Genomic DNA, 24,005 nt, shown 5'->3' on the forward strand with positions numbered 1-24,005 from the left:
CTGCCGGCAACGGGAGGCGGGGGCCCCCAATTGCATTGCGAGGAGCGCTAGTCTAATGACAGCGCTGGCTACTTATCGGTCTTTCTGGTTTCAGATTCAGCCAAGGCATGGCTGAAAAGCCGCTACATCGCCCGCCGACTCGCGGAGCGACCACGCGGAACGTTTGGCCTTCGGCCGCCCAATGCTGGCGGAGCGAGAAGGCAATGCGACGATGGCTGGCCGAACGACGCCGGATGTTGGCCTGTGATTCATCAAATCTGCGGGGGCTAACGAGGCATTGCGCTGCTACAGTGATGCCGACGGGAATCGGGTGGCGTGTGGACTCTACAGATGTGTCAGCGAGGTCCCAGGAGGCCACGGGCCGAAACCCGTCTGGAAAGGGCAACACGGCCTTTGTGACTGAGGAAGAGTGCAATGAGTTGGACGGTAGACGAGATGGCAGAGCGCGCGGCAAGAGAGTTGCGCGATGGCGAGTTCGTGGAGTTGGGCCCGGGCTTGCCTGCCTTGGTGGCAAATCATATCGATGTCGCGAAGGAGGTTTGGGTTCATTCCGACGATAGGCTGCCAGGCATGGGCCTATACCCGACGGACGACTACATGGATGCCGATATCCTCGACGCCGGGCGAGGTGGAAAGCGCGTTGGACGGCAACTCACTCCCTTCCATTCGACGCAATCCTTCGCGGCAATGCTGAGTCCTACGGCGGATGTCGCAATCCTGGAGGCTCTCTGTGCCAGTAGCGCGGGCGAGTTCATTGAGCCAGAAAATACCATCGCCCGGCGTAAGACCGGCGGCGCACTGGGCAACGCGACATATGGCGCGGGACGCATCATTCTGCTCGTCCGAGAGTCGGGACTCGTGCATGGCTGCGGTGGGCCGTCACATATCGTCGACGCCCTGGGCGGGCATGGAATGGTCGAGCGGGCTGCGAATCGAATTATTACCGAGTGGGCCGTGCTTGATGTAACGTCTGGCGGACTGCGGTTGGTCGAGGCGGCGAGTGGCGTCACTCGCGGAGAAATACAAGCGAAGATTGGCTCGCGACTGCTTGATTAAACCGAGTGTGGAGGTGGCGAACCGGAGGCGCTTCGGCGTGCCGAAACCATTGTCCGGAACGCCAGATGCGAGTCTCGCCACGAACCGCCGCAAGAGCGATGCGTGGCGAAACCCGGGTCTTGCGCTAAGTAAGTCCAGGGGCGAATGCGCCCTTCATCGGCGCGGCGCTCCCGCTGCTCATGAGGTGACCGGGTGGCCTGGAGTGAATGCGCCAAAGGTACCCGCATGCACATCCTTGCTGAAATGTTCGAGCCAGTCGGATTCGTCACCAATAAGATACTCGCGCGAAGTGCCGGCCGAGAGACGGCGAATCGTAATCCATCCCTGCAGGCCAAATATTTCGTCGCTCTTCGGGTCGGTGGTGTCGACTTCGACAAGCACGAAGTCATGCTGAGGCAGGCTGTGCCGCTCCAGGAAGGAGAGGAAGCGCGAATGCTCGGACGGGTCGATCAGTTCCATGGTTGAATCCTTCATACATTTGTGACTGCAGGCCAGCCGGCAAGCGCGGCCCCCGGTTATCCCACGCCCCGCAAGCTTCATGCATAAGGATCGAAGCGCGGCGGACCTGAGTGCTTTAACTCTAGCAATCCCAAGCCGATGGAGACAGCCCGTAGTTCGAGCGGATGAAGACAACCACATTGTAGTTTCGGCCAAATGCCGAAGTCGACGCCTGTGATGGGGAGTCAGCAAGTGGCGGGCCGGAGGTAGCCGCGTTGCGTTGCAGCGTGCGTTGCTGCCGAGAGCGGGAAGACGAGCGTACCGTGAGGACAACACGGGCATGCGCCAATTCCGCAGCAAAAGCAGTCAACGGTATGAGGTAGCAACGCAATCGCGCCAGGAGGCCTTGTAGCCGTGGGTTCGGAACACTCGCTTGACTCTCGACCGGGCCGGCCGCCGCCGTGTCGTTTTCCATCTGGACCACGGGCCGTGTGCCCTCGAGGCGATCAGCGAGCCACCATGGCCGAAGCGTTCACTTGTATGGCAGATACTTGGTGCGCTGTGAGCCTATCCTGTTCCAAGACCGATCGCGCGCTCTCCTCTTGGCAAGGTCCACCAAGTGCTATCCGGCAGGGCCGACTGGCAGTTCTCCCAGGTAGCGCGCTGCATGGAGCAGCCATGGCATCGCAGCAGTTGAAAGATATCGTTCAGTTCCTTCGGGACCGTAATTCACAAGTCCCGGCTCAGCCAACGCTGGAGCAACTCCGAACGCACGCGGACAGGATCTACAACGAAATCGACGTCCCGCAAGGCGTTCGCTTCCTTGACGGCAACGAACTGCCGGGGACGTGGACGGCGTCCTACGGAGCGCAACGCAACCAGGCTGTCCTGTATCTCCACGGCGGCGGCTATGTCATGCATACCCCAGCGCAATACCGAACGCTGACGGCGGCCTTGTGCATCGAGACGCATCGGGATGTCTTTGCGGTTGACTATCGGAGGGCACCTGAGAACCCTTTCCCTCTCGCACTGCGCGATGCGCTCAACGCCTACCAGTGGCTGTATGACCGGCTTGGTGAGGACCCTTCCATTGTCGTGGCAGGAGACTCGGCTGGCGGCGGTCTCGCCGTGGCTCTAATGCTGCTGTGCAATCAGCGGGAGATACCGCTACCGAAGGGGGTCTTTCTCATCTCCCCCTGGACTGACCTCACCATGAGCGGTGACTCGATCCGCGCAAAGGCGGACGTCGACCCCATCATTTCAATGGAAGGGCTCCAGGCGTTCGCGCGTAGTTACCTGCAAGAGGACAATGACCCGCGGAACCCTTTGGCATCGCCCCTCTTCGGCGACCTGGCGGGCCTGCCACCAATGCTGATTCACGTCGGAGGAGACGAAAGCCTGCTGGATGATGCGACGAGGCTTGCGGCGCGAGCCGGCGCCGCCGGCGTCGATGTCACCCTCAAGGTCTGGCCTGGGATGTTCCATGAATGGCATATGTGGCACACGCGCTTACCGGAGGCAAGATCTGCGGTTCTCGAGGGTGCCGCGTTTATCCGTGGACGATTCGACGCCTGAGTGGCAGCGGTGCGCCGCACCGTGAAGTGCGGCGAGGTGAAAAGAGCAGCGGCGGACAAGGCGAATGCAAGAAGGCCCCGGATGGGGCCTTCTTGCATGTCTATCGCGATGTGGTCAGGCTGCCAGGATCCGGTGAGGAGGCCCCGCTGGGCAGGGTGAGGACAATGCCGGCGATGAGAGTCAAAACCCAGGAGTCTGCTAAACAGCGTACTTCAGCGCTGCGTTCAGCACGACAGCCATTGCGAAGCTGATGGCCCACCAGGAGACGGCGAAGGGAATCAGATTCACCAGGAGATGCCTCACCGAGTTGTGCTGCTGCTGCATGGACGCAGCGTGGATGGCTGAAGTGTTCATGATGTCCTCGTCTGTCCGATACGGCCTGTTCTTCTGTTTTCGGCCGACTTGATTACTTGGCATTGGCGCCGCACGTACAGTGCTGCGGCGGTGAATTCATTATCGGAGATGAAGGCCCGTGCCGTTAGTTATGAGATGCAGCAGTTTCAGCCAAACTGCTCGCTACCGAAGCCACTTACAGGAGAGGGCCCACCAATGCACATGGCCGAGATGGGGCGCGAGGGTTGTCGAGCTTTTAATTGGGCCTGATACGGTACCTTGGTGCGCGAATGTGTAACTGGCTGCTGCGATTGCGAGCAGCAGCGCCAGGAGATGGAGAGCCTGCATGGCGTCCTCATGACACCTGAGTTGTGTGGACGCACGGTAGTCCGACCATTTGGACACCACCAGCCTCCTGGCAGTTATCGAATCAGGAATGGACCTTCCTGCTGGTTTGGACAGCCCACACTCATCTCCCCATGGCGCAGCGTGCCGGTTCAACGTCTCATGGTTTATCAGGGGGATTTCCTGCGTACACCTGCATGGAACTCAAAATGAGAGACGACGCTAACGGCCAATATTGACAGCGCTACGGCCAGGGCCGCTCGCGCATGGCGATTACTGTCTAGACTCTGCAACTGGAACTAGTGCTGGGCAATGAGTAGCGTACGCGTGCCTGCCGATGCCTCGGTGCGCAGGCTGCCATGGATAGCGCTAGTCAGAGCAAGCCCCGGACAACCGGCGAGGGCGCCGGCGAGTCATGGTTAAGGGACCAGTGGGGACAAAAGGCTAACGACGGGAGCATTGCCTCAGCTCGCGGTTGAGTGTGCGCCGCCAGCGGTCCCCGAGTTGGGAGTAGAAAGATGATTGAACTGATAAGTATGCATGGCACGGCAGGAACCGGCATTCTGGAAGTCCGCTGCAATGATGATACGCCGCAAGATGTCTTCCTACGGTTCGTGCGCGCAAAGGTCAGCATGGAGAATCTCCTTTCAGCCTCCGCGATACTACAGACCTCGAGAAGAATGGCGCTGGACGGCGCATCGCTTCGATGGGAAGTGAAGCTTCCCGACATGCCTGCCCACCTTGCGCTTGCCCGCGCGGCACTCGACGTCATGGGAATTGCCTACCTGGATAAGGCTGGCCCCTTGCTGCAGGCCGCGAATGGAAGGAGACCGCCGCCAATTTCCCGGTAGCGATTGTTGGCAATCCGATGGCGGCAAAGCTCATCCTACAAATCGAGTGGCCCATCTCGGGAGAAACTCACCGGAAAGTCGTCGGTTGCTTATGTGGCCGACGCCAATATCAGGATTGTTCATGCGGAAGAGAGGCATTGTTGTTTTGGTCGCATTGATGCTGATGGCATTGAGGCTTCCGCTGGCGGAGGCCCTGACACTCGGAACTGGACTGCGGGAAGTCGATGCCGACTTGGCCAGCGTTGTACAGCGGCCCATCGAAAGGCGAAAGGAAGGCCGCAGTGATGACAAATCTCATATCGTCCTGGAGCGGCGCTCAATTGTCGTTCCCAACGGGCCGTTCGCACATCGCTTTCTTCAACTCGAAATTGACCGCGCCGTCACGCGTGCTGGAGGGGACGCGGCAATTCGCGTTGGAGAGAGGGAAGAGGAGGCGTATACAGAGGTGGTGGACGGTGTTACTTATCCAGCCATTAATCTGGTAGTCGACATCCTTATCGTAAAGCACAGGTAAGCGCTCCGGTCCTCCGATTTCCTGAGGAAATTGGTGGCGGTTGCATCCTTTAAAGAGCCTAGGGAGTCGCGCATTGCAAGACCAAGCATCAATAAACTACGTTCTGACCTTGAAAGACCCTCGCATGCTCCGCGAGTTGACCGCGAGCCTGGCCGAGGCGTGGTCTGACCTCCAAAACCCTTTCTCGCTCATCTACGACGAAATGCTCGCCTGTGGTCTCTCCGCCAGCGTATCGTCCTGCTTGCTGCGGAGTTCACTTTCTGTCGACATAGCGAGCGCCGGCAGTTGTGGGGAGAAGGCTCAGCTACGCGTATCGGCACGCATTGATGCGTCTGCGATTGAACGCAACCGCGAGTGCCTCGAAGGCATACTCTTGAACGTGGTCTTTCCCAGCTTAAGGCCGACGTGCGATTTCGAGGTACACGAACTCGACAGATGATGTCCGGGCGCACCGGAGAAAAATCGAGGTGACAAAATCGCCCGCATTGTGCGTGACGGCCTATTTGCGATGGTCGCGCTAATTTAATTATGGACTCTTATTATTAATATCATGAGGCTGATTGGTAAGTCGCTATTCAGGTGTTCGATTTTCGTTTCCGCGGCCTGCGTCGGTTTGGCTGCTTGCGTAGCTCCGATTCAACGATACGAAGGTACGCCGGAGGTCCGGTATGGAACCGGTGGTGCCAGAGAGGTTGTCGACGGTGTGGATGTATGGACACATGGGGAGCCTCCCAGAGCATACGAGAGAATCGGCTACACAAGCGTGGAAAGCCCAGAGGGGTGGATTGGGAACCGTATTCTTCTGTCTCGCATAGCGGGGCGAGTGCGCGAGGCAGGGGGTGACGCTGCCCTGCTTGGAGAGGCGCGAACAAGGCTCGAATCGCTTCATAAGGCCGGTGGCCAGATGCTTGCGGAGAATCGGCGCATCGTGGAAATCACTATCATTCGCTACCGATAAGTTCCGGTCGCCGGTTCGGATGTCCTGCGGCGCAATGAAGGTATCCGCGCCCAAAGCCGTGCCACGGATAGCACGTGCGTCGGCCGTCGCAGTGCTTCGCACCGGCACTGAAGCTGCACCCCGCTGCGGCATCGGGAGCCGGCAAGTGTCTCTGAGTTAACAGCCCATGGCAGGCTGAGGGTGGCACAGAGTCAGGCCTGCCCGGCATCTCCGGCAGGAGCTAGCGGCAGCAGGTCGTGTAGATGCGAGATGGCTGTTTCTGCACATGCATTCAGATGCAGCCAATCGAGTGGCACTTCAAGCCAGGGCGCGCGCGCGTTGGCCGGAATTGACTAAAATAAAGTATCCGGTCATCTACGTCTGTTGTTGCCATGAAAATCGCTGTACTTGCTTTCCCGAGCGTCCAGATGCTCGACTTGGTGGGGCCTATCGATGTCTTCAATGAGGCTGCGCGTCAGGCAGGAAATCCAGGTGCGTACCAGTTCGAGATTGTGTCGCCAACACCCGGCATTCTGACTGCCTCGAACGGAATGACGATTACCCCGGATGCTACGCTTGATACCAGCAGCCCCGATATAGACACGCTTCTGATCGCGGGTAGTCCTTTGGTGAATCTTGTTGAGAAAGACACCGCGATACGAGATTGGATTAATCGCTACGCCAAGACGGTTCGTCGGATTGGCTCGGTCTGTTCGGGAGCGCTTCTCCTGGCGCACACAGGGTTGCTGGATGGAAGACGTGCTACAACGCATTGGAACTCAACCGCCAGGCTGGGCCGAATGTTCCCCAAGGTAAAGGTGGAGCCGGACCAGATCTATGTGAAGGATGGAAATATCTACACATCCGCCGGCGTCACGGCAGGGTTGGACCTCGCGCTTGCCATGGTAGAGGAGGACTTTGGGCGGGCGATTGCCCTGAAAGTTGCCCGTGAGTTTGTGATGTTCCTCAAGCGGCCTGGCGGGCAATCCCAGTTTAGTGCGCATCTGGCTGCGCAGACTGCAGAAAAGAGCGCGATTCGGGATGTTCAGAATTGGGCGGTGGAGAATCTGAACAAGCAACTCTCGGTGGATAATCTGGCCGCCCATGCGGGGATGAGCACACGAAACTTTGCCCGCATCTTCAAGCAGGAGTGCAACGTGACGCCTGCGGACTTCGTTGAGGGAGCGCGACTGGATGCCGCACGCAGGATGCTCGAAGAGACTAGGAATCCGCTAAAACGTGTGGCTGCCCTTACGGGCTTCGGTGACCCGAATGGCCTCAGACGAGCCTTCCTCAGGCGACTTGGCGTCTCGCCGGCCGAATACAGGCGCCGCTTCCGCATTGCGGCGTGATTGCCAGCGCCGCGGCATTGGGTGCTGGCATCGCCCGATGCCAAAGCAATTGCCTTCATCCAGCTCGCCCTCACATAGCTACTTTCGTAGCGCCTGAAGCGCAGTGAAGGAATCAACGCGTCATCGCGCGGGGCAGCGCATTACGTCATGGACAGCGCGTGGGTGATGGCCCTGAATCTGCCGACCCAAAGCGGGCCGCACCTGGCCTCCGACGCTACGGTTGTGGGGCTGGCTGGAAGCGTCACTGAATTGGCAGGAACAGCGCCCTCGTCAAGGTTTTCACTAGGGGTATGGACACCGATAATCCAGTAGCCAAACGACCCGCACCCGCTGGTACTGCAGTGAGCGCGGCGCAACTGAAGAACTCGGAGAATGCCATGAACCGCGAAGCTATTCTTTATCACGATGGCTGCAAGATTTGTCTTTCCGTTGTGGAAACGATGACAGGCCTCTTTGACAACGACCGACATTCCCTGACTGTTGTCAATCTCGAGGAACACGGAGAGCTAACCGCCTCCGCGGAGGCAGCGGGGGTGAAACGACTCCCGAGCCTGGTGATTGATGGGAAGGTCCTGGAGATTCAGCCACACGCCCCGATTGCGGAGTTCCGCCGGCAGTTGGTGTCCTGAGTCGCTCCGGACGGGGGCGCAGTCGGAGCGCTGCGCCCCGCTGGCGCGCTCAAGCCTCGCGTCCAAGCTGGTGGGAAGACTTCCGGTTCCCCGTTGGCGCATGAAGGCACAGGATGTGCGCTCCCTCGGCTTGAACTGATGGTATAGCGCCACGCGTTGGCTTTTCCACGAAGTCAAACTAGTTCACGTGGGGCGCCTGCGCAAGCGCGCGGCCCAAATCGTGGCATCAGCTCTGCTCTTCGAAAGTGCCCGTCAGGAAGGAGAGGCAAGCCTTCCCGGCGTCCGCCGAGCGTTCCTTCGGTGCCCAATCAGACCTCGCGGGAACCCGCCTACATCGACCTTGCCGGCGCGACTATCTCGTCAACAGTGTTTGGCCAATCAGTTCCTCGGTGCTTGCCGAACGGCGGAATTGTCCCCGTTCGCTTCCCTGGGGCTCGCAGTTCATCGCCGATGCGCTTGTATCGGCTGTCCTCTTCAAGAATAGCGTCATCATGAAATCAAACAGGTTGCCCCTATACATATTTGTGGCGATGGTACTCGGCGTGCTCGTCGGCACGGCCGTTCACTTCTTGGCCGGCGCGGAAGCGGCCAAGTCGATTAGTGGATATCTCTCCATCCTCAGCGACGTCTTTCTCCGTCTGATCAAGATGATCATTGCACCGCTGGTGTTTGCGACGCTTGTAGGCGGTATCGCGGGCATGGGCGACGGGAAGGCGGTGGGTCGCATTGGTCTCAAGGCGATGGCATGGTTCGTTGTTGCTTCCATCACGTCGCTGGTGATCGGCCTCGTTATGGCAAACGTCTTGACGCCGGGGCTTGGCATGGATCTGCCGCTGCCAGCCGCGGACGCCGCCTCGAACTTGAAAACCAATGCTTTGAACTTGAGAGACTTCATCGCTCATATGTTCCCGAAGAGCGTCATTGAATCGATGGCGACGAATGAGATACTCCAGATTGTGGTCTTCTCCGTGTTCTTCGGTGCCGCACTTGGCACCATGAAGGATGGCGTCGGCAAGCCGCTACTCCTGTCCATCGACGGACTCGGGCACGTGATGCTCAAGCTGACCAACTACGTGATGGCCTTTGCTCCGGCCGGCGTGTTTGGCGCCATCTCCGCGGTCATCTCTACCCAGGGTGTCGGCGTGCTCCTCGTCTATGGAAAACTGCTCGGCAGCGTGTACCTGTCGCTGGCGATACTCTGGGTCATTCTTATCGGTGCAGGCTACTGGTTCCTCGGGCGAGATGTATTCCGGTTGCTTGGCGAGATTCGTGCTCCGCTTCTATTGGGCTTTGCTACGGCAAGTAGTGAGTCGGCTTACCCGAAGGTGGTCGAGCATCTCGGGCACTTCGGCGTAAAGGACCGTATTGTCAGCTTCGTCCTTCCGCTTGGTTACTCGTTCAATCTTGATGGCTCCATCATGTATACCTCGTTCGCGGCGCTGTTTGTCGCGCAGGTCTATGGCATCGAGTTGTCCCTGACGAAGCAGATTACGATGCTCTTGGTCTTGCTCGTGACAAGCAAGGGGATTGCGGGCGTTCCCAGGGCCTCCCTCGTTGTCGTCGCGGCCGTATTGCCGATGTTCGGACTGCCGGAAGCCGGCATCTTGCTCGTGCTTGGCGTTGACCATATCCTCGACATGGCTCGCACGGTTACGAACGTCCTTGGGAATGCGTTGGCTACGGCCGTGGTCGCAAAGAGCGAGGGAGGACTGCAAAGCTCCTCCGCTGCGCGGTCGAGCCTGGATACCCCCAGGACGGCGTAGGGCCCCAGGCGGGGTGTAGAGAACGCCGCGACTCGCGCTTCGAATTTCTGGTGAAAGCTGCGGCCGTTTGGAGAGTCGTCGAGGGCAACCCGTCCGACTCGCAGGCGTGCCGGCCAACCTATTCCGAATTACTCACAGCGGCCTGAAAGGCCACCTTCAAAGATATGCTCGAAAAGAAACCAGGGCGACCGTCCGCGTTCATGACGGCGTGCATGAGCACAGGACTGTTCTTCGCCATGGCAGCGGTTACCTGCGCCGCATCCGCTGCCTCAGCCAATGCGCCAGAGGACCCGGACAGTAACAGAATTGCCGCGGAAATGAAGAAAATGCTGGACGGCCGTGCCGAAGTCAAGGGAGTCGCAAAGACACCGATTCCCGGCTTGTTCGAGGTCAGCATTGGTGGTGGCTTGGTGTACACGGATGGCTCCGCGAGATACATCATCAACGGCGTGATGGTTGATGCAAAGAGCGGTGCCAACCTGACGGAAGAGCGCCTTGCCGACTTGAATCGCATCAAATGGTCTGACCTGCCTCTCGCCGACGCGTTGAAGTGGACCAAGGGAAATGGAAGCCGGCAGATGGCCGTATTCTCGGACCCAAACTGCCCGTACTGCCGCCGGCTTGAGCAGAATTTGCGTCAGATTGACGATGTGACCGTCTACACCTTCCTTATGCCGGTGTTATCCGACGATTCGGAGCTCAAGGCCCGGCAGATCTGGTGCGCGGCGGATAGGACCAAGGCCTGGCGAGACTGGATGCTTGGGAAAGTTGCCCCGGCAGGGAAGGCCAACTGCAAGACACCTATTGCCGACAACCTTCGGCTGGGCAGGAAGCTGAACGTGACGGGCACGCCCGGCGTGTTCTTTGCTGACGGCACGCGGCTGGCCGGTGCTGCCGACGTGGTCACGCTCGAGCGCAGGTTGAGCGCCGAAAGGAGATAGCACTTACAGTTCGCGCAGGCCGAGTGCGCCTACAGATCAACGCTACGCGCGATTGGTGTTCGATAGCGACGAGGGGTGTCCGTTGCGTGGAAGGAATCGCGAAGCCAGCCGGGAATGGCGTCTTTCCGGGAAGAGGGCAACACAGGCCGGACAGTCGGAAGTGCTACGGGAAACTGGATAGACTCGTGCCCAGTTGGTTTCGTTCAGCGCGGACAGCCGCCAAAGTGCGAGCGCAGCGCAATTTGTCTCCGTTTATGACATCGACACAAAATACTCATACACATCGCGCTTGCGGACCGAGATAACCTCCACGGCGTCAAGAACTCGTATGAAGGTAGAAATTGTGAAGCGCGCCGTTGTAGTGGGTATCAGCTCGGTGGTTCTGTTGAGTGCATGTGTCATCGCTCCTCCGCGCGAGGAACACCGGCATCGGGATTGGGAAAGGGAAAGGGAAAGGGAAAGAGAGAGGTTCTCTCGATGGGAGCAGCCGCAGGAGATGCCTCGAGACTTCACCATCGAGCGTCACCAGCAGCGCTGATGAGACAGGTGGCGTGTGCCCTGGATCAGGCTCATTCCCGAGGCCGCCTTCAGTCCTTCTCTGAGGGCGCTAACGAATAGCTAGCGGAATGCCTACGAATGCGAAGACCGCTCTGAAAGCTTCCATGTAGGCAGTGCGATACTCCGCCTCGAATCGCCAGCGAAATAGACAACCATCCGAGGCCAGCGGGAGTACTTCGAGATACATGGTCTCGGTCACCAAGCTAACGGCCTGGGAAATTAGCCGATAGTCACTGGCATCGACGATTCTGTTGGCGTAGATGCCAAGCCATGCCAAACCGCCGGCGCCCGCATCGTCCGCGGTACGAAGTTCGCAGTCCATCTTGTAACCATCCTAAGCAAACGTACAGCCTGGTCTTCCATTCGGGATATTCTCCGCCGATGCAAAAGCGGGCTACCGAGTGCCCGCTCCAAGCATGGAGAACCTATTACCTGCACTCGGGTTGCAAGCAGCCGTCAAGCGCAAAGTCGGCCCTCCTGTCGAGCATGATATTCAGGGCCTGAATCGCAGCTCGGGCCGAGCCGCGCCCAAGATTGTCCAATCGCGCAGCAAGCAACCCGCTTTCCTCGGAGCTTCCCGGCAGGCAGTAGAGTTCCAGGATGTTGGTGTCACTGACTTCGCCTACGGCGATGCCGTCGGCTGGGGTGGCGCCTCGTGTCACCCTGACGTGACATGAATCAAGGTACCAGCGCTCCAGCAAGGAGTACGCGTCCTCCAGCGTGTGATGCGGCGTGAGGTTGGATTGGAACAGTGGGATGTGTACGGCGGTGCCACGCGCAAAGTTTCCTATGCTTGTGGCAAGCTGTATCGCTTGCGGGGGACGGGTCCATCGCTTGATTTCCCGCAGTTCACGGTCAATGGAGGTTGTCTGCAAAGTCCGGAAGACGGCGCGCTCCGCGCGGGCCGCGGTTTCCGCGCGCGACCTGGTCTCGCTAGCCTCCAGTGCACTATATCCTTGCACCGCATGGATACTTATCGGCAGGCGGGGGGCCAGGTATCCAGCTTCAAACAGGGGGTGCAACAGCGAAATGGAGGCACTTGCCACAGCGTTCGGAATCCCTACAACGCGTGCTTCGCGAATGAGAGCAGAGTTTTCCCGGAAGAACTCGGGGAGACCGCACACTACGTCACCACCTGAGAGATATGCTCCACTGGTATCGATGATTCGGGGCCCCTCGTGCAGATGTCCCAGAAGCTCGAGGGAGGAGGAGGCATTCCCACAGAGGATAGCGAAATCGGCCTCTCGGGCGATGTCAATCCGCGACACACGCCCCTCGTGGACGAAGGGCTCATAGCATGATAGTTCCAAATCGGACCTGTTCCGCAATAGCCCCCACAGGGTAAGGCCAACGGGAGTTTCCACTCCATCTACAAACACCTTCCGTTTGAGCATTTGAAATCCGATTCGTGGGGCCGCTTTGAGTGAGTACGCGGTGTTGGGGCGAGCTAGGTGGCAGTCCGAAACCGGCGCCTGTAGTCTGCCGGTGTGACGCCGAGGCGACGAACAAATGCGCGGCGAAGGCTATTGGGGTCGCCGAATCCGCAGAGTGCCGCGACCCGCTTCAAGGGATTGGCAGTTTCCTCCAACATCCGCCTCGCGGCGTCCAGACGAGCCCCTTCGACAAATTCGGCCGGTGTCGTGTTCGACTCGCGCTTGAACATGCGGGCAAAGTTCCGCGTGCTCATTCCTGCGTGCAGCGCAAGATGGTCTACGGAAAGGGGCTTCTCAATGTTCTCAAGCACCCAGTTCTGCACGTCGCGAATAACGCTCTTCTCAGCGGTCTGGGCCGCCAGGTGAGCGCTGAATTGCGATTGCCCACCTGGCCGTTTGAGGAACATCACGAACTCTCTTGCGACTTTCAACGCCACACCGCGACCGAAGTCCTCTTCGACCAAGGCCAATGCCAAGTCCATGCCCGCGGTAACGCCTGCGGATGTGTAGGTAGCTCCATCCTTGATGTAGATACGGTCAGGTTCCACGGTTACGGCGGGAAATGTGCTCGCCAGGCGGGTCGATGCGTTCCAGTGCGTCGTAGCCCTCTTTCCATCCAGAAGACCGGCACGGGCCAACAAGAACGCCCCCGAACACACGGCGCCAAGCCTGCGCACCCGTTTGCTTTGCTGCACGAGCCAGGAGAGCAGGGCCGCTTGCTCCTCGATTTCGCGCATCTTCGGGCTGCCTGCAACAAGAAGCGTGTCAATGTCACCACTCGCTGATGCGATGCCAGCGTCGGAGAAGAACGTCATGCCATTTGATGCCCGGACTTCGCCGCGCTCCGGCGTGATGATTTCGAACGTGTATGCGCCCGGATTTCCAGCCTGCCTGGCGGCTTCGTTGAACACGTCAATTGGGCCAACCACATCAAGCATCTGGACGCCCGGAAATGCAAGTACGGCTACTTTCATGGTCGCTTATTGGTCGAGGCCTGTTGCGTGCTGTTTAATCAGAAAAGGTCAACCGGCCTTTGGGGGTCCGTGTTTGCGCCATCATTGGCTGTATTTGGCGCGGGAGTCTGGTTGCCATCTTTCTTGAAACTACGCTGCCTTCCCCTTGTACGGAGGCCGTGCGTTTCCCGTGCGGAGCACCCGGGGAATTGCCCTCTGCCGCGGGTTGCCGGGCCGCCGTCTATCGGGGGCCCGGCTCGGGAACGTGCGGCGCAGGTCTAGCGACTTCAGCCAAGCAGCAAGCGGCCGCTGAAGAGCAGGTGAAGCGTGCGAATGAACAAGATGCCAATCGCAATCGTAAGGATGGCGAGGATGAGGCCGGCGATTAGCGTCAGCGGCCAGGTATTGGCAAAGAGTGCATATTTCAGTGCGGCATTCGCCAGGGCAGCCATCGGGAAGCTAATCGCCCACCAGGACGCAGCAAAAGGAATCGAGCGGCGGAAGACTTTGAAGCCGAGAACGATAAAGAGGAAGAAGCCGAAGTAGAAGAGCAGCGACGCGAACATATCGACATGCTGAGCGACGTTCACGTATGCAAGAAATCCAACTTCGAACGGCGCAATCATGATGATGAGCGAGGGAACCATCCCCTTGGGGAGCGGCTCGTGGTGCACGACACGCGAAAAGATCATGGTGAAGAAAACCATCGCCATCATCGTTCCGACCGCGACCGCAAACATGTTCACTTCGTGTGCCCAGGCCATCGGCATCGTCCCGCCCGCAACGGCGATATCCAACGTCGCAACACCGGGGATAAGCCACGCCGGGGCTGCATGCGTAGGGTCCTGCTTACCCTTGAAAAGGCGGGCAGTGATGATAAAGCTCAGAACAATGGTAAGAACTGCGCCCACCCCCCAGACTACCTGACCCAGCGACTCGCTATAGAAGCCCAAGACTGAGGAAAGCAGGAGTATGCCAATGGTAATGGTTCCAAAGAAGTTGCCGGCGATAGGATGAGTGAATTCGCCGTGCACGGTCGCCGGATACTTAATCCATTTGGCTATGTAGCCGATAGACAGAACCACGAACGTGAGAATTGCGACAATTCCAATGACTTCAGCAATGACCGGGTTGACGCCAAAGGCCCGATGAGCCAATCGCCACGCTAGAGACAGGCCAGAGATACCCATTACCGCGCCAAAAAGGTTGACGGGCAAATGCCTGACCGAGTGTGTTTTGACCTCTGCTCCAGCGGAATGACTTACAGTCGTACTCATCTCAAGCTCCACGAAAAATTGTCTGATTTTGCAGCGTACCCAGGAAAACGGGTCCGGCTAGCCGTATGCTTCGGCTCGCAGATTTGTTGGCCCGTTGGGAATGACTGAATTATGGTAGCCGGAGTGCGCGACTGAAAGATGCAAGATGTGGCAGTTTCGGCCAACCTTCGATCTGGTTTCTGCCAGCCAAAACAGCATGGCCGAATTTGTCGTATTTGAGGCCGGATTGGCCTTCCCAGGTGCAGCACGCTACGCGAAAGTCGCCAGCCAGCGGCCTCGCAAATCACACGCCCTCTCGGAACCAGGCCCTCACCCCTGGACGGACTACACCGGCTCGCCGGCCCGCCCCCATACGAGCGCAGGGGACATCGTTTCCTCCAGCGTGCAGCGTACGCTGCACGGCGCCGCAAATACGGACAGTGGCAGATAGCCCTTTCAGTACGGCCGAAATTGCAGGTTTGCCTACGCCGAGCAGCGGGTTGTGATTCCATCCGCGTTGACGCGTAGACCAGGCTCAAAGAAAGAGCGGTCTGGCCGGAAGTGAACTCAAGCTGTCCGTCAAACGGAGAATTAGTAGTACAGAATGCTCGGTACTCATCGCGCGAGCGGAAGGCTACCCCGTCCTCCTTATCCTGGAATCCATGCGCAATGCACCATGGCACGCCTGCACATTATTCCGGGCCGTTGCCCAGGGGGAGGATAGCGCCTGTCATTTCGGCGCCACTTACATTGGATTAAATATGGCTTGGACTATTCTATCTATTGCTGGACTACTGGAAATAGCTTTCGCGTTTGGGATGAAGTGGTCGGAGGGGTTCAGTCGACCAGGGCCCAGTTTGTTCGCCATCGCCACGGGCCTGACGAGTATTGTTCTGCTGACGCTGTCTCTGCGTAGCCTCCCGGTTGGCACCGCATACGCCGTGTGGACGGGTATTGGCGCGGCGGGTACCGCGGCAGTGGGCATGGCTTTCCTTGGGGATTCAATAACCGGCGCTCGAATCCTTTGCCTGGCGCTGATTCTCTGCGGCGTGATTGGCTTGAGACTGGTTGGAGGGGAGGCGGCCTAGCACGGCGCCCGCCGCCCAACCCCGGGGCGGCCTTGGCTTGCTGGACGCCCTATCCCTGCATGCCATCGTGGCCACCCGTCGGGTCAACGGACTTTGCCTGCCCGGCGAATTGTCTGCGGTAGGCGAGCGGGCTCTCCCCATAGTGTCGCCGAAAGACGAACCGGAACTCCTTGGAATCCGAGAATCCGCACATCGTGCAAATCTTTGCAATCGGGTAAGTGGTCTCCCTCAGCAGTCTGCTTGCCTCGGTTGCACGGGCAGACTCGACAAAGATGCTTGGTGCCACCTTGGCCTCCTCCTCAAATTTCGCCTGGAAGTTCCTCGGGCTCATGGCAGCCTGCAGGGCTAGTTGCTCAATCGTCAGCGGCTTGTCCAGGTTTCGGCGCACCCATTCCTGCACCTCGAAAATCTCACCGTGCGGCCGCACCCGCGGGCCACATGAACGCCCGCTGAACTGGAGCTGCCCTCCGAGCCTGCGCGGGAAGATGATAAGCTCCCGCGCCACTTTCATCGCGACGGACTTCCCAAAGTCTTCCTCGACCATCCCGAGAGCCAAGTCCATTCCGGCGGTAACGCCAGCGGATGAATAGACCTGCCCATCCTTGATGTAGGGCCTATCGGGCTCGACCTGAACACGAGGGAACCTGGCGGCGAGCTGGTTTGTGGCGTCCCAGTGGGTCGTGGCACGCTTCCCGTCCAGCAGCCCTGCGTTGGCCAGCACCATGGCGCCAGAGCAGATGGAGCCCAGCCGGCGCACGACTTTTGCCTGGTCTTTCAGCCATTGCACGGTGATCTCCCCGACCGCCATTGCCGTCCTGTTCTGCATCCCGGGTACCAGTAGCGTATCAATGTCCCCGAGGTAATCGGCAATGGTCATGTTTGGCGTAACACGGATGCCGTTGGAAGCGATGACAACGTTTCCGTCGATTCCCACCAAGCTGATTCGATACGCGTGAGGGCTTCCTGCCTGTCTCGCCGCCTCGCTGAAGACATCCATTGGGCCGACGACATCGAGCAATTGCACGCCCGGGAAGATCAAGATAGCTATGTGCATGATGGGAAAATTCCGGTCTTGGATGATACGAAACGAGTCTATTATTTAAACCAAACAATGTCGCTAAGATGGCCGTATGTCATGCATCAAAGTCTGAATCTGTTGCCGGGCAGATCATGAAGATGGAATTAACGTAATGTGCATCCACAAGTCGCGTGCGAGGTAACTATCGTCTCGGGTTGTGGAGCTTTTCTGGTTTCAACTCACGGGGCATTGATGACCGTAGTTGAAATTTCGGTTAGACCGATGTGCGGTGGATCGTTCTTTGCAGGCGGCTCAAGGGGCCGCCTAACCGTAGTGGCGGAAACTGTCCCAAGGTTGGCGGGCCATGCCGCGTGGGGACTCTTTACCCGGAAAGCACCGCAATCGAGAATGTTCCTGGAGTTAATCGGCTTGGCGTAGCGTCGCAGATGAAGCGATCCGGCGGTCCGGTTAGCGATGGCTCTGAATGAGAGAGCGAAAGATTCATTGGAGAAATGGACCGATTCGTTTGCTGGGGATTTGCTCGATTCGGTTCAATGAAGGGATATGTATGCTGCGAATGGCTGTTGATGCAGGGTTGGAACGGTGGGTTGCTCGGGTCAGAAAAGATGCGGACGTCCCGGTGCGGATCAAGCTATGGACCGGAAGCGCCTTCGACCTGGGACGCTTCGGGAACCCGAAAGTAACGTTGTCGGTACGCGACTCAAGAGCGTTGCCTTACCTTGTATCGCCAAGCTTGGACAGTCTTGGTGAAGCGTATGTGCAAGGAAGAATCGATGTTGATGGCGACATCACCGACATTATCCATATGGGCTATCGCCTCGCGGAATTGGGCTCGGACGATGGGGGCACGTGGGACCGATTGGCCCAGACAGTCCGGCGATTGGGGCATTCCAAGGACGAAGACAAGGCCGCCATTGAATATCATTACGATGTCTCCAACGAGTTCTACAGTCTCTGGCTGGACGAGAACATGGTGTACTCGTGTGGCTACTTCGAGGATGGAAGCGAGACCCTGCATTCCGCCCAGTTAAAGAAGATTGACCACATTCTGACGAAGATTCGCGTCCAGCGAGGGCAGACTTTGCTGGATATCGGTTGCGGATGGGGTGCCCTTGTCATTCGCGCCGCCCAGAAATACGGGGCGAAGTGCGTTGGCATCACCCTCTCCGAGAATCAGTATCGCTTTGCCAAAGAGCGGGTGGAGAGGCTCGGTCTAGCGTCGTCGATCGAAATTCGCCTGCAGGACTATCGCGACGTTGCGGGTACCTTTGACCGGATTACCAGTGTTGGCATGTTCGAGCACGTCGGCCTGGAGAATCTGCCGCGCTATTTCGGGAAAGTCGCCTCCTTGCTGTCGGAGGGTGGGGTCGTGATGAATCATGGCATCACATCAAGCGATGCCTCTAGTGCAGACTCGCCCCATGGCGGTGGCGGATTCATCGATAAGTATGTCTTCCCGCAGGGTGAGTTACCTCATATCTCGTTGGCACTTAAGGCGATGCAAGAGGGCGGAATCGAGGCGCTCGATATCGAGAATCTGCGAAGGCACTACGCACAGACCCTGTCTATGTGGACCGAGCGTTTTGAGGAGAAGGCCGCGGAGATTCGCGAGGCCATCGGTGAGAAGAAGTATCGAATCTGGCGCGTATACCTGGCGGGTTGCGCGTTTGCGTTTGATGTCGACAACGTGGCCATCTACCAGGTCGTTGGGCAGAAGGCTCGTCGCAACGCGGGGTCCATCCCCTGGTCGCGGAAGTACATGTACCGAAAGACGGAGTAATAGTCAGGTCCCACGGCTAGCGACTTGCTGTCGTGGCGACCTGATCTTGCGAGTCGCTCAACTCTCGTCTGGCCTTCGGAAGCCATATGACCATGCGCCAAGGATTTCGGGAAACTGAAGCGGAGGGAGGCGCAGTGCGGGCTGAGAGCATGAATGCGAAATACTGGCACGGTCGCTTCGACCAGGCCAGGCGCGTTGATGTTCCTGTGTAAGGGGGCATGGTGCGCCATAGCAGTAACCCGATTGCCAATTACGCCGAGAACATGGTCGGTCATCGCTGCGTCACGGGCCTGGGAACGTTGGAAAGCGGTTTCGGCGCCTTCAGCTTTGTCCGCCACGTGATTGAGCAGACAACGGAACGAGCGTTCCCCGCGAACTTGATGATGGCGGCAGAACTGCTCCCGCGCGTAGAACTGTCCGAGGCGTTGCCGGGCGACCTCGTCTTCTTCAATACCGAGATGAGAGCGTTCTCCCACGTGGGAATCCTGTTGTCCGAAGGCGCCTTCGTTCACGTACTCGGCAAGTGCGGGACCGTCGAGTACGGGTCGATTCGTTCCTTCCGGTGGCGGTCGATCGTAAACGGTGTCAGGCGCTGTCCTCAGTGTGTCTGCGGCCCGTGAGGCCTGCATCTGGATGCCGCGATACGGCCGCGAACACCTGAGGGGCCGTATCTGCCAACGGAAATTTCAATGAATGCAATCTTTGATTGACCGGAGGTCTTGACGGCGGTCATAGGCTGGAAGCGTTTCGCGGTGTCGTCGTCACCGATTCGCTTCCAGACGGTTTGTTTCGCTTCGAGCCTCATCAGACTCGCACGGACAGGCCGAAGCCTGTTTAGAAAGTGTAGTTGACTGACGATAGCGCGTACACAGCAAGGCGTCGCTGGACAACTGGGCTTCGCGCCGTATCGCCGAGCAAGCCAGTAACCGAAACTGCGCTGGTGATAGCCCAATTGCTTGTCAGCTTATGGGTCCAGACGAGTCTCGAGTCGGCGCCATATACGCCGGAATGGGCGGCGTATTCATTGAAGCCCGAAGTGAGAGCTTGCGACCCCGTTACTCCAAAGAAGGTCTGGTTGTACTTGCGGGTTCCGGCGAGCACGCCGACATCAAGGGAAACAACATCCCGGTCAGTCTTTGCCAAGTCGAACTTCGCTGCGGTACGAGAAGTGATTCCGCGCTCGCGGTGCGTGAGCGGAACCCTGAAAGTTGAGGTGAGGGAGATCTGCGGGGTCAGGGAAAAGCCCAGTTGGAGGACGCTGACAGCGGAGCCGCTGATGTCACCCATGCCGCGCAGGTGGTCGGAGCCCGGGAGCCCAGGTCGATTCTCGTCCTTTCGTCCCAGATCGTAGGTCAATGCAGCACTGCCAAAAAAGCCACTGGATGAACTGAAACGGGCTCCGATGCCGTCTGTCGCGGAGGCAAAGAGTCCATTCGGCAAAGTCACGGCGAAGGTAGGAAGTGCCACCGCGTGGTAGTCTTTGCTGCCCAGGTACCTCGGCACGACACCCCCGGCCAGGCCGACGCTGTATGACGTCGTCGACGATGGAGATTGACTCCCAGTCTGATTATCCACGGTGGATGCGGCGGCGAAACCGAAGGTACAGCAGCCGAGGAGTAGTAGTAGATTGCGCATGGTAAAAAACAGGCAGGTTGATAGTGCATCCGACTATACGAATGGAGCCTGCCTGCGTGGGTCATGGCTTTGTGTAGATTTGTCTCCAGTTGTCAGGCCATCTTGCGTCCGTCGGCGGACGCTCCAGGAAGAAGCATGACGAAGCGAGCGCCCCCCAGTTTGGACTGCTCGCATACGGCGGACCCATGGTGTGCTTTCACGACCTGCATGACGATAGAGAGGCCGAGGCCATGGCCACCCGTGCGTCTGTCGCGACTGCTGTCAAGACGATGAAATGGCTGAAAGACCAGCACTCTCTGACCCTCAGGGACGCCGGGCCCGTCATCCTCCACGGAGATGGTGACCGTATGACCTGACGTCTCAAGGACAGTGATCACCACACTGCTGGTGGCGTAGCGTATGGCATTACGAAGAAGATTCGCGAGGGCGCGGCCAATGCCGTGCGATTCGCCGCATAGACGGGAAACGCCATTAAGCTGGGCGTGGACAGAAATGTTCGCAGCGGCGGCCTCAGGCCTGGTTGCCTCTATCGCCATCTCGATGACGGGTTGGACATCGAACGGTGCGCGAGTTACGCCCGGCAGCAGGTGCTCCAGGCGGCCGAGTTCAAGAATCTCGGCTACGAGCGACTCCAGTTCCTTGATATCCCCATGCATTGCTTCCGCGCGCGCATGTACCTTGCTTAGAGAGGTGGATGACTTCAATAGCTCTAGCTCAAAGGCGACGCGAGAGATTGGCGTGCGGAGTTCGTGGGACACGGCGTTCATCAGATGCTTCTGCGCCTCAAAAGAGAGTTCGATGCGATCGGCCATCTGATTGAAACGGCTAGCTAGTCCGGATATGTAGGATGTTCGGGGGAGCTGCGAGCGCGCGGACATGTCGCCGTGCCCGAACTCTTCGGCGACAGAGCTTAGTGAATCCAGTTCAGTCCAATGGCGACGCACCCATAACAAGCTTGCGGCGAGAACCAGCGCTGCGACAATTCCGTACGCGGCGTAGAAGACGGCCTGTGTTCTGAACTTTGTTTTTCCAACGCGGGCGGCTAACGTTGTCGAGCCAAGGCGCAGGTAGAAAGCGTTGCCGTCGGCTGCGAACACCGGGAGACCATCGTGCAGGTCTGCGAGGTCCTGCTCGTGTATGAGGTCGGACGGAGGAATTGATACCAGCGAAAGCCGGTTGCGGCTGCGTAGATTCAGATCGTCGATGACATGCGGCCACTCGGCGTATGGATGGGAGAGGATGCGTTGCGAGAGTAGGTCGGAGTACCCTTGAACGGCCTCCCGCTGCATCTCGGTGTACCGGCTATGGAAGACCCGCGGCAAGCCAAGGTCCACCAATGCAATTGCGGAAAAAGTGGCAACCAGGACAAATACATACAATCGGATAAGGAAGCGTCGCACGGTTGCTACCAGGCCGAAGGGCTTAATAAATAGCCTTGGCCCCAAATGGTCTTGATGCGTTCAGGCTTATCCCATGAGTCCTCGAAGTGACGTCTCAGCCTGCAAATGTAGTTGTCAACCGACCGGTCGAAGCCGTCAAAGCCAAAGCCACGCAGCTCCTTAAGAATTTGGTCTCGATCTAGTACAGTTCCGGCCTGCCGCGCCAGCACAAGAAGGAGGTTGAACTCCTTGGTGCGAAGTGGGATGGTCTCCTCACGCCAGACGACTCGGCGGTCGCTCAAGTGAATTTCCAGACCCCCAATCTTCAAGTTCTCGTGTCGAATGGAGGCGGAGTTTTGTTCACTACGTCTCAGCAGGGCCCGAACCCGTGCCAGGAGGACTCTCGGCTCGACGGGCTTGGCTACGAAGTCGTCGGCACCCAACTCCAAACCTACGATCTGGTCGTAAGGGTCTTTACGTGCCGTCAGCATGAGAATCGGAACCGACGAGATTTGCTTTAGGCGACGGCAGACTTCCATTCCGTCCAGCCCAGGTAGCATCAGGTCTAGAACAACCAGGTTTGGCTTCAGTTCCTGATACGCGGCTATGGCCTCGTCCCCGCGATTGCACGTGCTCGTCGCAATGTCGAATTCACTCAGATACTCCGAGATGAGTTTCGCTAGCCTATTGTCATCCTCTACGAGCAGTAGTCTGCGCTTCGTACTGTCCATCCCCACATCCATCGTCTAGGCCTTGGCGCGCGTACCGAGTCTCGCAGCGGCAAGCGCCATATTCACCTATCAAAATCGGCACCACGGCATGCAGTGCCGCAGAAGAGAACATCTGCATCACTTTATGAGAGCCGGCGCGCCGAATTTGCCATTCTGCCTAGCACACCAGCAAGGTGAAAGCTGGCGTGTGCTACCACCAGCATATATGGCTGGATTTGCCATAATTTTGGCTAAGTTTGAGTGCAGACCAATCGAGCTCGAAAGTGATGAAAGGCTCGGCGCGTAGCCCAGGCTCCCGGTGGGATGGTCTTTTGCGACGCCTCGTCCCTCGGCGGGGCGCGGCATACGATGCGCATCGTTGCGCCCACCGTTAAAGTAGCCGTTGAATACACATTATATTTTTCGACAAATTCAAACAAAGTTGTGAAAAAAATCCTGGAAGGAAAGACGTAGAGTTTGAGGCATAGATACGGTTGGGAGGATGTCATGACCATGCTGATGCAGAGTTACGGTACAGGCGAGGCCAACACATGTTGATATCGATTTTTGGAGGGAGAGCATCTCGAAACAAAGGAGGGAAGTATTCAATGGGGGAATATGTGAAGTTCGCGCAATACTGGCAATGAAAACCGTCGCAATTGTCGGCCTCTCCACCATTCCAGACACAGCTAGCTATGAAGTAGCCAGATTTCTGCAGCGCGATGGCTTTCGCATCGTGCCCGTCAATCCCCGTCACGCGGGCCAAAGAGTATTGGGCGAGCTATGCCATTCCAGCCTGACTGATGCAGCGGCAAAGCTGGCGGAGGTGGGCGAACGGATTCAATGGGCTCATATTTGCCGGCAAAGCCGTGATGTCCCGCCGGAGGTCGTAGAGGCAGTTCTTCTTGGGCTTCGTGGGGTGTGGCTCCAGCTTGGCATCGTTAATAGCGAGGCGGTGAAGTGGGCCCGTATGGGGTGGCTGCTTGCAGTGCAGAATCGCTGTCCGAAGATTGAGCTAATGAAGCTGTGGGGAGAATAGCCGCTCCGGTCCTCCGATTGTTGCATCTTCTCAAGAGTCTGGGGAGTCGCGCATTACAAAACCAAGCATCGAAGAACTATGTTCTGACTGTGAAAGATCCCCGCATGCTCCGGGAGCTGACCGCGAGGCGGGCCGTGGTCTGGTTTGGCCTGGCCTGCAAAACCCTTTCTCGCTTATGTACGACGAAGTGCTCGCCTGTGGTTTCTCCGCCAACGTATCGTCTTGCTTACTGCGGAGTTCACGTTCTGTCGACACTATGAGCGTCGGCAGTTGCGGAGAGAAGGCTCGGTTACGGATATCGGCACGCGCTGATGCGTCTGCACGTTACCGATTGCCGACTGGCGGGAGCGGTATCGCTCTCTTTCTCTCTCTCCCTTTGAGGCGGTCGCCCGGCCATCTAC

The 24,005-nt window shown here is 58.3% G+C and carries 22 protein-coding genes; 12 read left to right on the forward strand and 10 right to left on the reverse strand.

Annotated elements, in window-relative coordinates; genetic code table 11:
* Nucleotides 1-414 precede the first annotated feature (414 nt).
* Nucleotides 415-1,056: a CoA-transferase gene (locus AB4Z48_RS25385; protein ID WP_441619060.1), complete on the forward strand. Its 642-nt coding sequence runs from the start codon at nt 415-417 to the stop codon at nt 1,054-1,056.
* A 177-nt stretch (nt 1,057-1,233) separates the two neighbouring features.
* Here AB4Z48_RS25385 and AB4Z48_RS25390 read toward each other — a convergent pair whose 3' ends face one another.
* Nucleotides 1,234-1,515, reverse strand: coding sequence for a transcriptional regulator (locus tag AB4Z48_RS25390; protein WP_441619061.1), 282 nt, complete (start codon nt 1,513-1,515; stop codon nt 1,234-1,236).
* A 657-nt stretch (nt 1,516-2,172) separates the two neighbouring features.
* On the opposite strand from AB4Z48_RS25390, the gene AB4Z48_RS25395 reads away from it, so the two are divergent.
* Nucleotides 2,173-3,069: an alpha/beta hydrolase gene (locus AB4Z48_RS25395; RefSeq protein WP_441619063.1), complete on the forward strand. Its 897-nt coding sequence runs from the start codon at nt 2,173-2,175 to the stop codon at nt 3,067-3,069.
* Between the two features lie 198 nt (nt 3,070-3,267).
* Here AB4Z48_RS25395 and AB4Z48_RS25400 read toward each other — a convergent pair whose 3' ends face one another.
* Nucleotides 3,268-3,423 (reverse strand): hypothetical protein, encoded by a 156-nt coding sequence (locus tag AB4Z48_RS25400; protein ID WP_441619065.1) that lies wholly within the window; start codon nt 3,421-3,423, stop codon nt 3,268-3,270.
* An 842-nt stretch (nt 3,424-4,265) separates the two neighbouring features.
* On the opposite strand from AB4Z48_RS25400, the gene AB4Z48_RS25405 reads away from it, so the two are divergent.
* The 6 genes from AB4Z48_RS25405 to AB4Z48_RS25430 all read left to right on the forward strand — a co-directional run bounded on the left by AB4Z48_RS25405 (nt 4,266) and on the right by AB4Z48_RS25430 (nt 10,734).
* Entirely contained in the window at nt 4,266-4,598 is a 333-nt protein-coding gene (locus AB4Z48_RS25405) for a hypothetical protein (protein ID WP_441619067.1), read from the forward strand.
* Between the two features lie 121 nt (nt 4,599-4,719).
* Nucleotides 4,720-5,112, forward strand: a complete 393-nt coding sequence (locus tag AB4Z48_RS25410) for a hypothetical protein (protein WP_441619069.1) — start codon at nt 4,720-4,722, stop codon at nt 5,110-5,112.
* A 1,329-nt stretch (nt 5,113-6,441) separates the two neighbouring features.
* Nucleotides 6,442-7,401 (forward strand): GlxA family transcriptional regulator, encoded by a 960-nt coding sequence (locus AB4Z48_RS25415; RefSeq protein ID WP_441619071.1) that lies wholly within the window; start codon nt 6,442-6,444, stop codon nt 7,399-7,401.
* A 377-nt stretch (nt 7,402-7,778) separates the two neighbouring features.
* A complete protein-coding gene (locus AB4Z48_RS25420; RefSeq protein WP_441619073.1) occupies nt 7,779-8,030 on the forward strand; it encodes a hypothetical protein in 252 nt (83 codons plus the stop codon).
* Between the two features lie 491 nt (nt 8,031-8,521).
* On the forward strand, nt 8,522-9,793 hold the full coding sequence (locus AB4Z48_RS25425) for a dicarboxylate/amino acid:cation symporter (protein WP_441619075.1): 1,272 nt from the start codon (nt 8,522-8,524) through the stop codon (nt 9,791-9,793).
* 212 nt (nt 9,794-10,005) lie between these two features.
* Nucleotides 10,006-10,734 carry a DsbC family protein gene (locus AB4Z48_RS25430; RefSeq protein ID WP_441619077.1) on the forward strand — a complete coding sequence of 243 codons (729 nt, stop codon included), beginning with the start codon at nt 10,006-10,008 and terminating at the stop codon, nt 10,732-10,734.
* Nucleotides 10,735-11,341: 607 nt separating this feature from the next.
* Here AB4Z48_RS25430 and AB4Z48_RS25435 read toward each other — a convergent pair.
* The 4 genes from AB4Z48_RS25435 to AB4Z48_RS25450 form a co-directional block, all read right to left on the reverse strand.
* Nucleotides 11,342-11,614 (reverse strand): hypothetical protein, encoded by a 273-nt coding sequence (locus AB4Z48_RS25435; protein ID WP_441619079.1) that lies wholly within the window; start codon nt 11,612-11,614, stop codon nt 11,342-11,344.
* A 106-nt stretch (nt 11,615-11,720) separates the two neighbouring features.
* Entirely contained in the window at nt 11,721-12,338 is a 618-nt protein-coding gene (locus tag AB4Z48_RS25440; protein ID WP_441619081.1) for a hypothetical protein, read from the reverse strand.
* A gap of 401 nt (nt 12,339-12,739) precedes the next feature.
* Nucleotides 12,740-13,699, reverse strand: coding sequence for a GlxA family transcriptional regulator (locus AB4Z48_RS25445; RefSeq protein ID WP_441619083.1), 960 nt, complete (start codon nt 13,697-13,699; stop codon nt 12,740-12,742).
* Nucleotides 13,700-13,965: 266 nt separating this feature from the next.
* On the reverse strand, nt 13,966-14,955 hold the full coding sequence (locus AB4Z48_RS25450) for an SLAC1 anion channel family protein (protein ID WP_441619085.1): 990 nt from the start codon (nt 14,953-14,955) through the stop codon (nt 13,966-13,968).
* 740 nt (nt 14,956-15,695) lie between these two features.
* Here AB4Z48_RS25450 and AB4Z48_RS25455 point away from each other — a divergent pair.
* Nucleotides 15,696-16,022, forward strand: a complete 327-nt coding sequence (locus AB4Z48_RS25455) for a DMT family transporter (protein ID WP_441619087.1) — start codon at nt 15,696-15,698, stop codon at nt 16,020-16,022.
* A gap of 49 nt (nt 16,023-16,071) precedes the next feature.
* Here AB4Z48_RS25455 and AB4Z48_RS25460 read toward each other — a convergent pair whose 3' ends face one another.
* Entirely contained in the window at nt 16,072-17,076 is a 1,005-nt protein-coding gene (locus AB4Z48_RS25460; RefSeq protein ID WP_441619089.1) for a GlxA family transcriptional regulator, read from the reverse strand.
* A 532-nt stretch (nt 17,077-17,608) separates the two neighbouring features.
* On the opposite strand from AB4Z48_RS25460, the gene AB4Z48_RS25465 reads away from it, so the two are divergent.
* Together AB4Z48_RS25465 and AB4Z48_RS25470 are read left to right on the forward strand one after the other, a co-directional pair.
* Nucleotides 17,609-18,841 (forward strand): class I SAM-dependent methyltransferase, encoded by a 1,233-nt coding sequence (locus AB4Z48_RS25465; protein WP_441619091.1) that lies wholly within the window; start codon nt 17,609-17,611, stop codon nt 18,839-18,841.
* Nucleotides 18,842-19,059: 218 nt separating this feature from the next.
* Nucleotides 19,060-19,461, forward strand: a complete 402-nt coding sequence (locus tag AB4Z48_RS25470; RefSeq protein WP_441619093.1) for a C40 family peptidase — start codon at nt 19,060-19,062, stop codon at nt 19,459-19,461.
* Between the two features lie 214 nt (nt 19,462-19,675).
* Here the strand turns inward: AB4Z48_RS25470 and AB4Z48_RS25475 are convergent, their stop codons facing one another.
* The 3 genes from AB4Z48_RS25475 to AB4Z48_RS25485 form a co-directional block, all read right to left on the reverse strand.
* Nucleotides 19,676-20,476, reverse strand: coding sequence for a MipA/OmpV family protein (locus AB4Z48_RS25475; RefSeq protein WP_441619095.1), 801 nt, complete (start codon nt 20,474-20,476; stop codon nt 19,676-19,678).
* A 92-nt stretch (nt 20,477-20,568) separates the two neighbouring features.
* On the reverse strand, nt 20,569-21,876 hold the full coding sequence (locus AB4Z48_RS25480) for an ATP-binding protein (RefSeq protein ID WP_441619097.1): 1,308 nt from the start codon (nt 21,874-21,876) through the stop codon (nt 20,569-20,571).
* 5 nt (nt 21,877-21,881) lie between these two features.
* Entirely contained in the window at nt 21,882-22,586 is a 705-nt protein-coding gene (locus AB4Z48_RS25485; RefSeq protein WP_441619099.1) for a response regulator, read from the reverse strand.
* A 622-nt stretch (nt 22,587-23,208) separates the two neighbouring features.
* Between AB4Z48_RS25485 and AB4Z48_RS25490 the strand changes: the two genes are divergently transcribed.
* The gene (locus AB4Z48_RS25490) at nt 23,209-23,604 is read left to right on the forward strand and encodes a CoA-binding protein (protein WP_441619100.1); all 396 of its coding nucleotides are present in this window, start codon (nt 23,209-23,211) and stop codon (nt 23,602-23,604) included.
* The last annotated feature ends 401 nt before the right edge of the window (nt 23,605-24,005 follow it).

This window comes from Cupriavidus sp. 2TAF22, from assembly GCF_052115045.1.
Classification (GTDB): domain Bacteria; phylum Pseudomonadota; class Gammaproteobacteria; order Burkholderiales; family Burkholderiaceae; genus Cupriavidus.

Bases quoted from the DNA above. Each gene is read 5' to 3' on its own strand.
- AB4Z48_RS25445 (WP_441619083.1), bottom strand. From the start codon at position 13,699: ATGAAAGTAGCCGTACTTGCATTTCCGGGCGTCCAGATGCTTGATGTG.
- AB4Z48_RS25465 (WP_441619091.1), top strand. From the start codon at position 17,609: ATGCTGCGAATGGCTGTTGATGCAGGGTTGGAACGGTGGGTTGCTCGG.
- AB4Z48_RS25390 (WP_441619061.1), bottom strand. From the start codon at position 1,515: ATGGAACTGATCGACCCGTCCGAGCATTCGCGCTTCCTCTCCTTCCTG.
- AB4Z48_RS25385 (WP_441619060.1), top strand. From the start codon at position 415: ATGAGTTGGACGGTAGACGAGATGGCAGAGCGCGCGGCAAGAGAGTTG.
- AB4Z48_RS25455 (WP_441619087.1), top strand. From the start codon at position 15,696: ATGGCTTGGACTATTCTATCTATTGCTGGACTACTGGAAATAGCTTTC.
- AB4Z48_RS25460 (WP_441619089.1), bottom strand. From the start codon at position 17,076: ATGCACATAGCTATCTTGATCTTCCCGGGCGTGCAATTGCTCGATGTC.
- AB4Z48_RS25405 (WP_441619067.1), top strand. From the start codon at position 4,266: ATGATTGAACTGATAAGTATGCATGGCACGGCAGGAACCGGCATTCTG.
- AB4Z48_RS25415 (WP_441619071.1), top strand. From the start codon at position 6,442: ATGAAAATCGCTGTACTTGCTTTCCCGAGCGTCCAGATGCTCGACTTG.
- AB4Z48_RS25435 (WP_441619079.1), bottom strand. From the start codon at position 11,614: ATGGACTGCGAACTTCGTACCGCGGACGATGCGGGCGCCGGCGGTTTG.
- AB4Z48_RS25470 (WP_441619093.1), top strand. From the start codon at position 19,060: ATGGTGCGCCATAGCAGTAACCCGATTGCCAATTACGCCGAGAACATG.
- AB4Z48_RS25490 (WP_441619100.1), top strand. From the start codon at position 23,209: ATGAAAACCGTCGCAATTGTCGGCCTCTCCACCATTCCAGACACAGCT.
- AB4Z48_RS25410 (WP_441619069.1), top strand. From the start codon at position 4,720: ATGCGGAAGAGAGGCATTGTTGTTTTGGTCGCATTGATGCTGATGGCA.
- AB4Z48_RS25485 (WP_441619099.1), bottom strand. From the start codon at position 22,586: ATGGACAGTACGAAGCGCAGACTACTGCTCGTAGAGGATGACAATAGG.
- AB4Z48_RS25450 (WP_441619085.1), bottom strand. From the start codon at position 14,955: ATGAGTACGACTGTAAGTCATTCCGCTGGAGCAGAGGTCAAAACACAC.
- AB4Z48_RS25475 (WP_441619095.1), bottom strand. From the start codon at position 20,476: ATGCGCAATCTACTACTACTCCTCGGCTGCTGTACCTTCGGTTTCGCC.
- AB4Z48_RS25425 (WP_441619075.1), top strand. From the start codon at position 8,522: ATGAAATCAAACAGGTTGCCCCTATACATATTTGTGGCGATGGTACTC.
- AB4Z48_RS25400 (WP_441619065.1), bottom strand. From the start codon at position 3,423: ATGAACACTTCAGCCATCCACGCTGCGTCCATGCAGCAGCAGCACAAC.
- AB4Z48_RS25420 (WP_441619073.1), top strand. From the start codon at position 7,779: ATGAACCGCGAAGCTATTCTTTATCACGATGGCTGCAAGATTTGTCTT.
- AB4Z48_RS25430 (WP_441619077.1), top strand. From the start codon at position 10,006: ATGAGCACAGGACTGTTCTTCGCCATGGCAGCGGTTACCTGCGCCGCA.
- AB4Z48_RS25395 (WP_441619063.1), top strand. From the start codon at position 2,173: ATGGCATCGCAGCAGTTGAAAGATATCGTTCAGTTCCTTCGGGACCGT.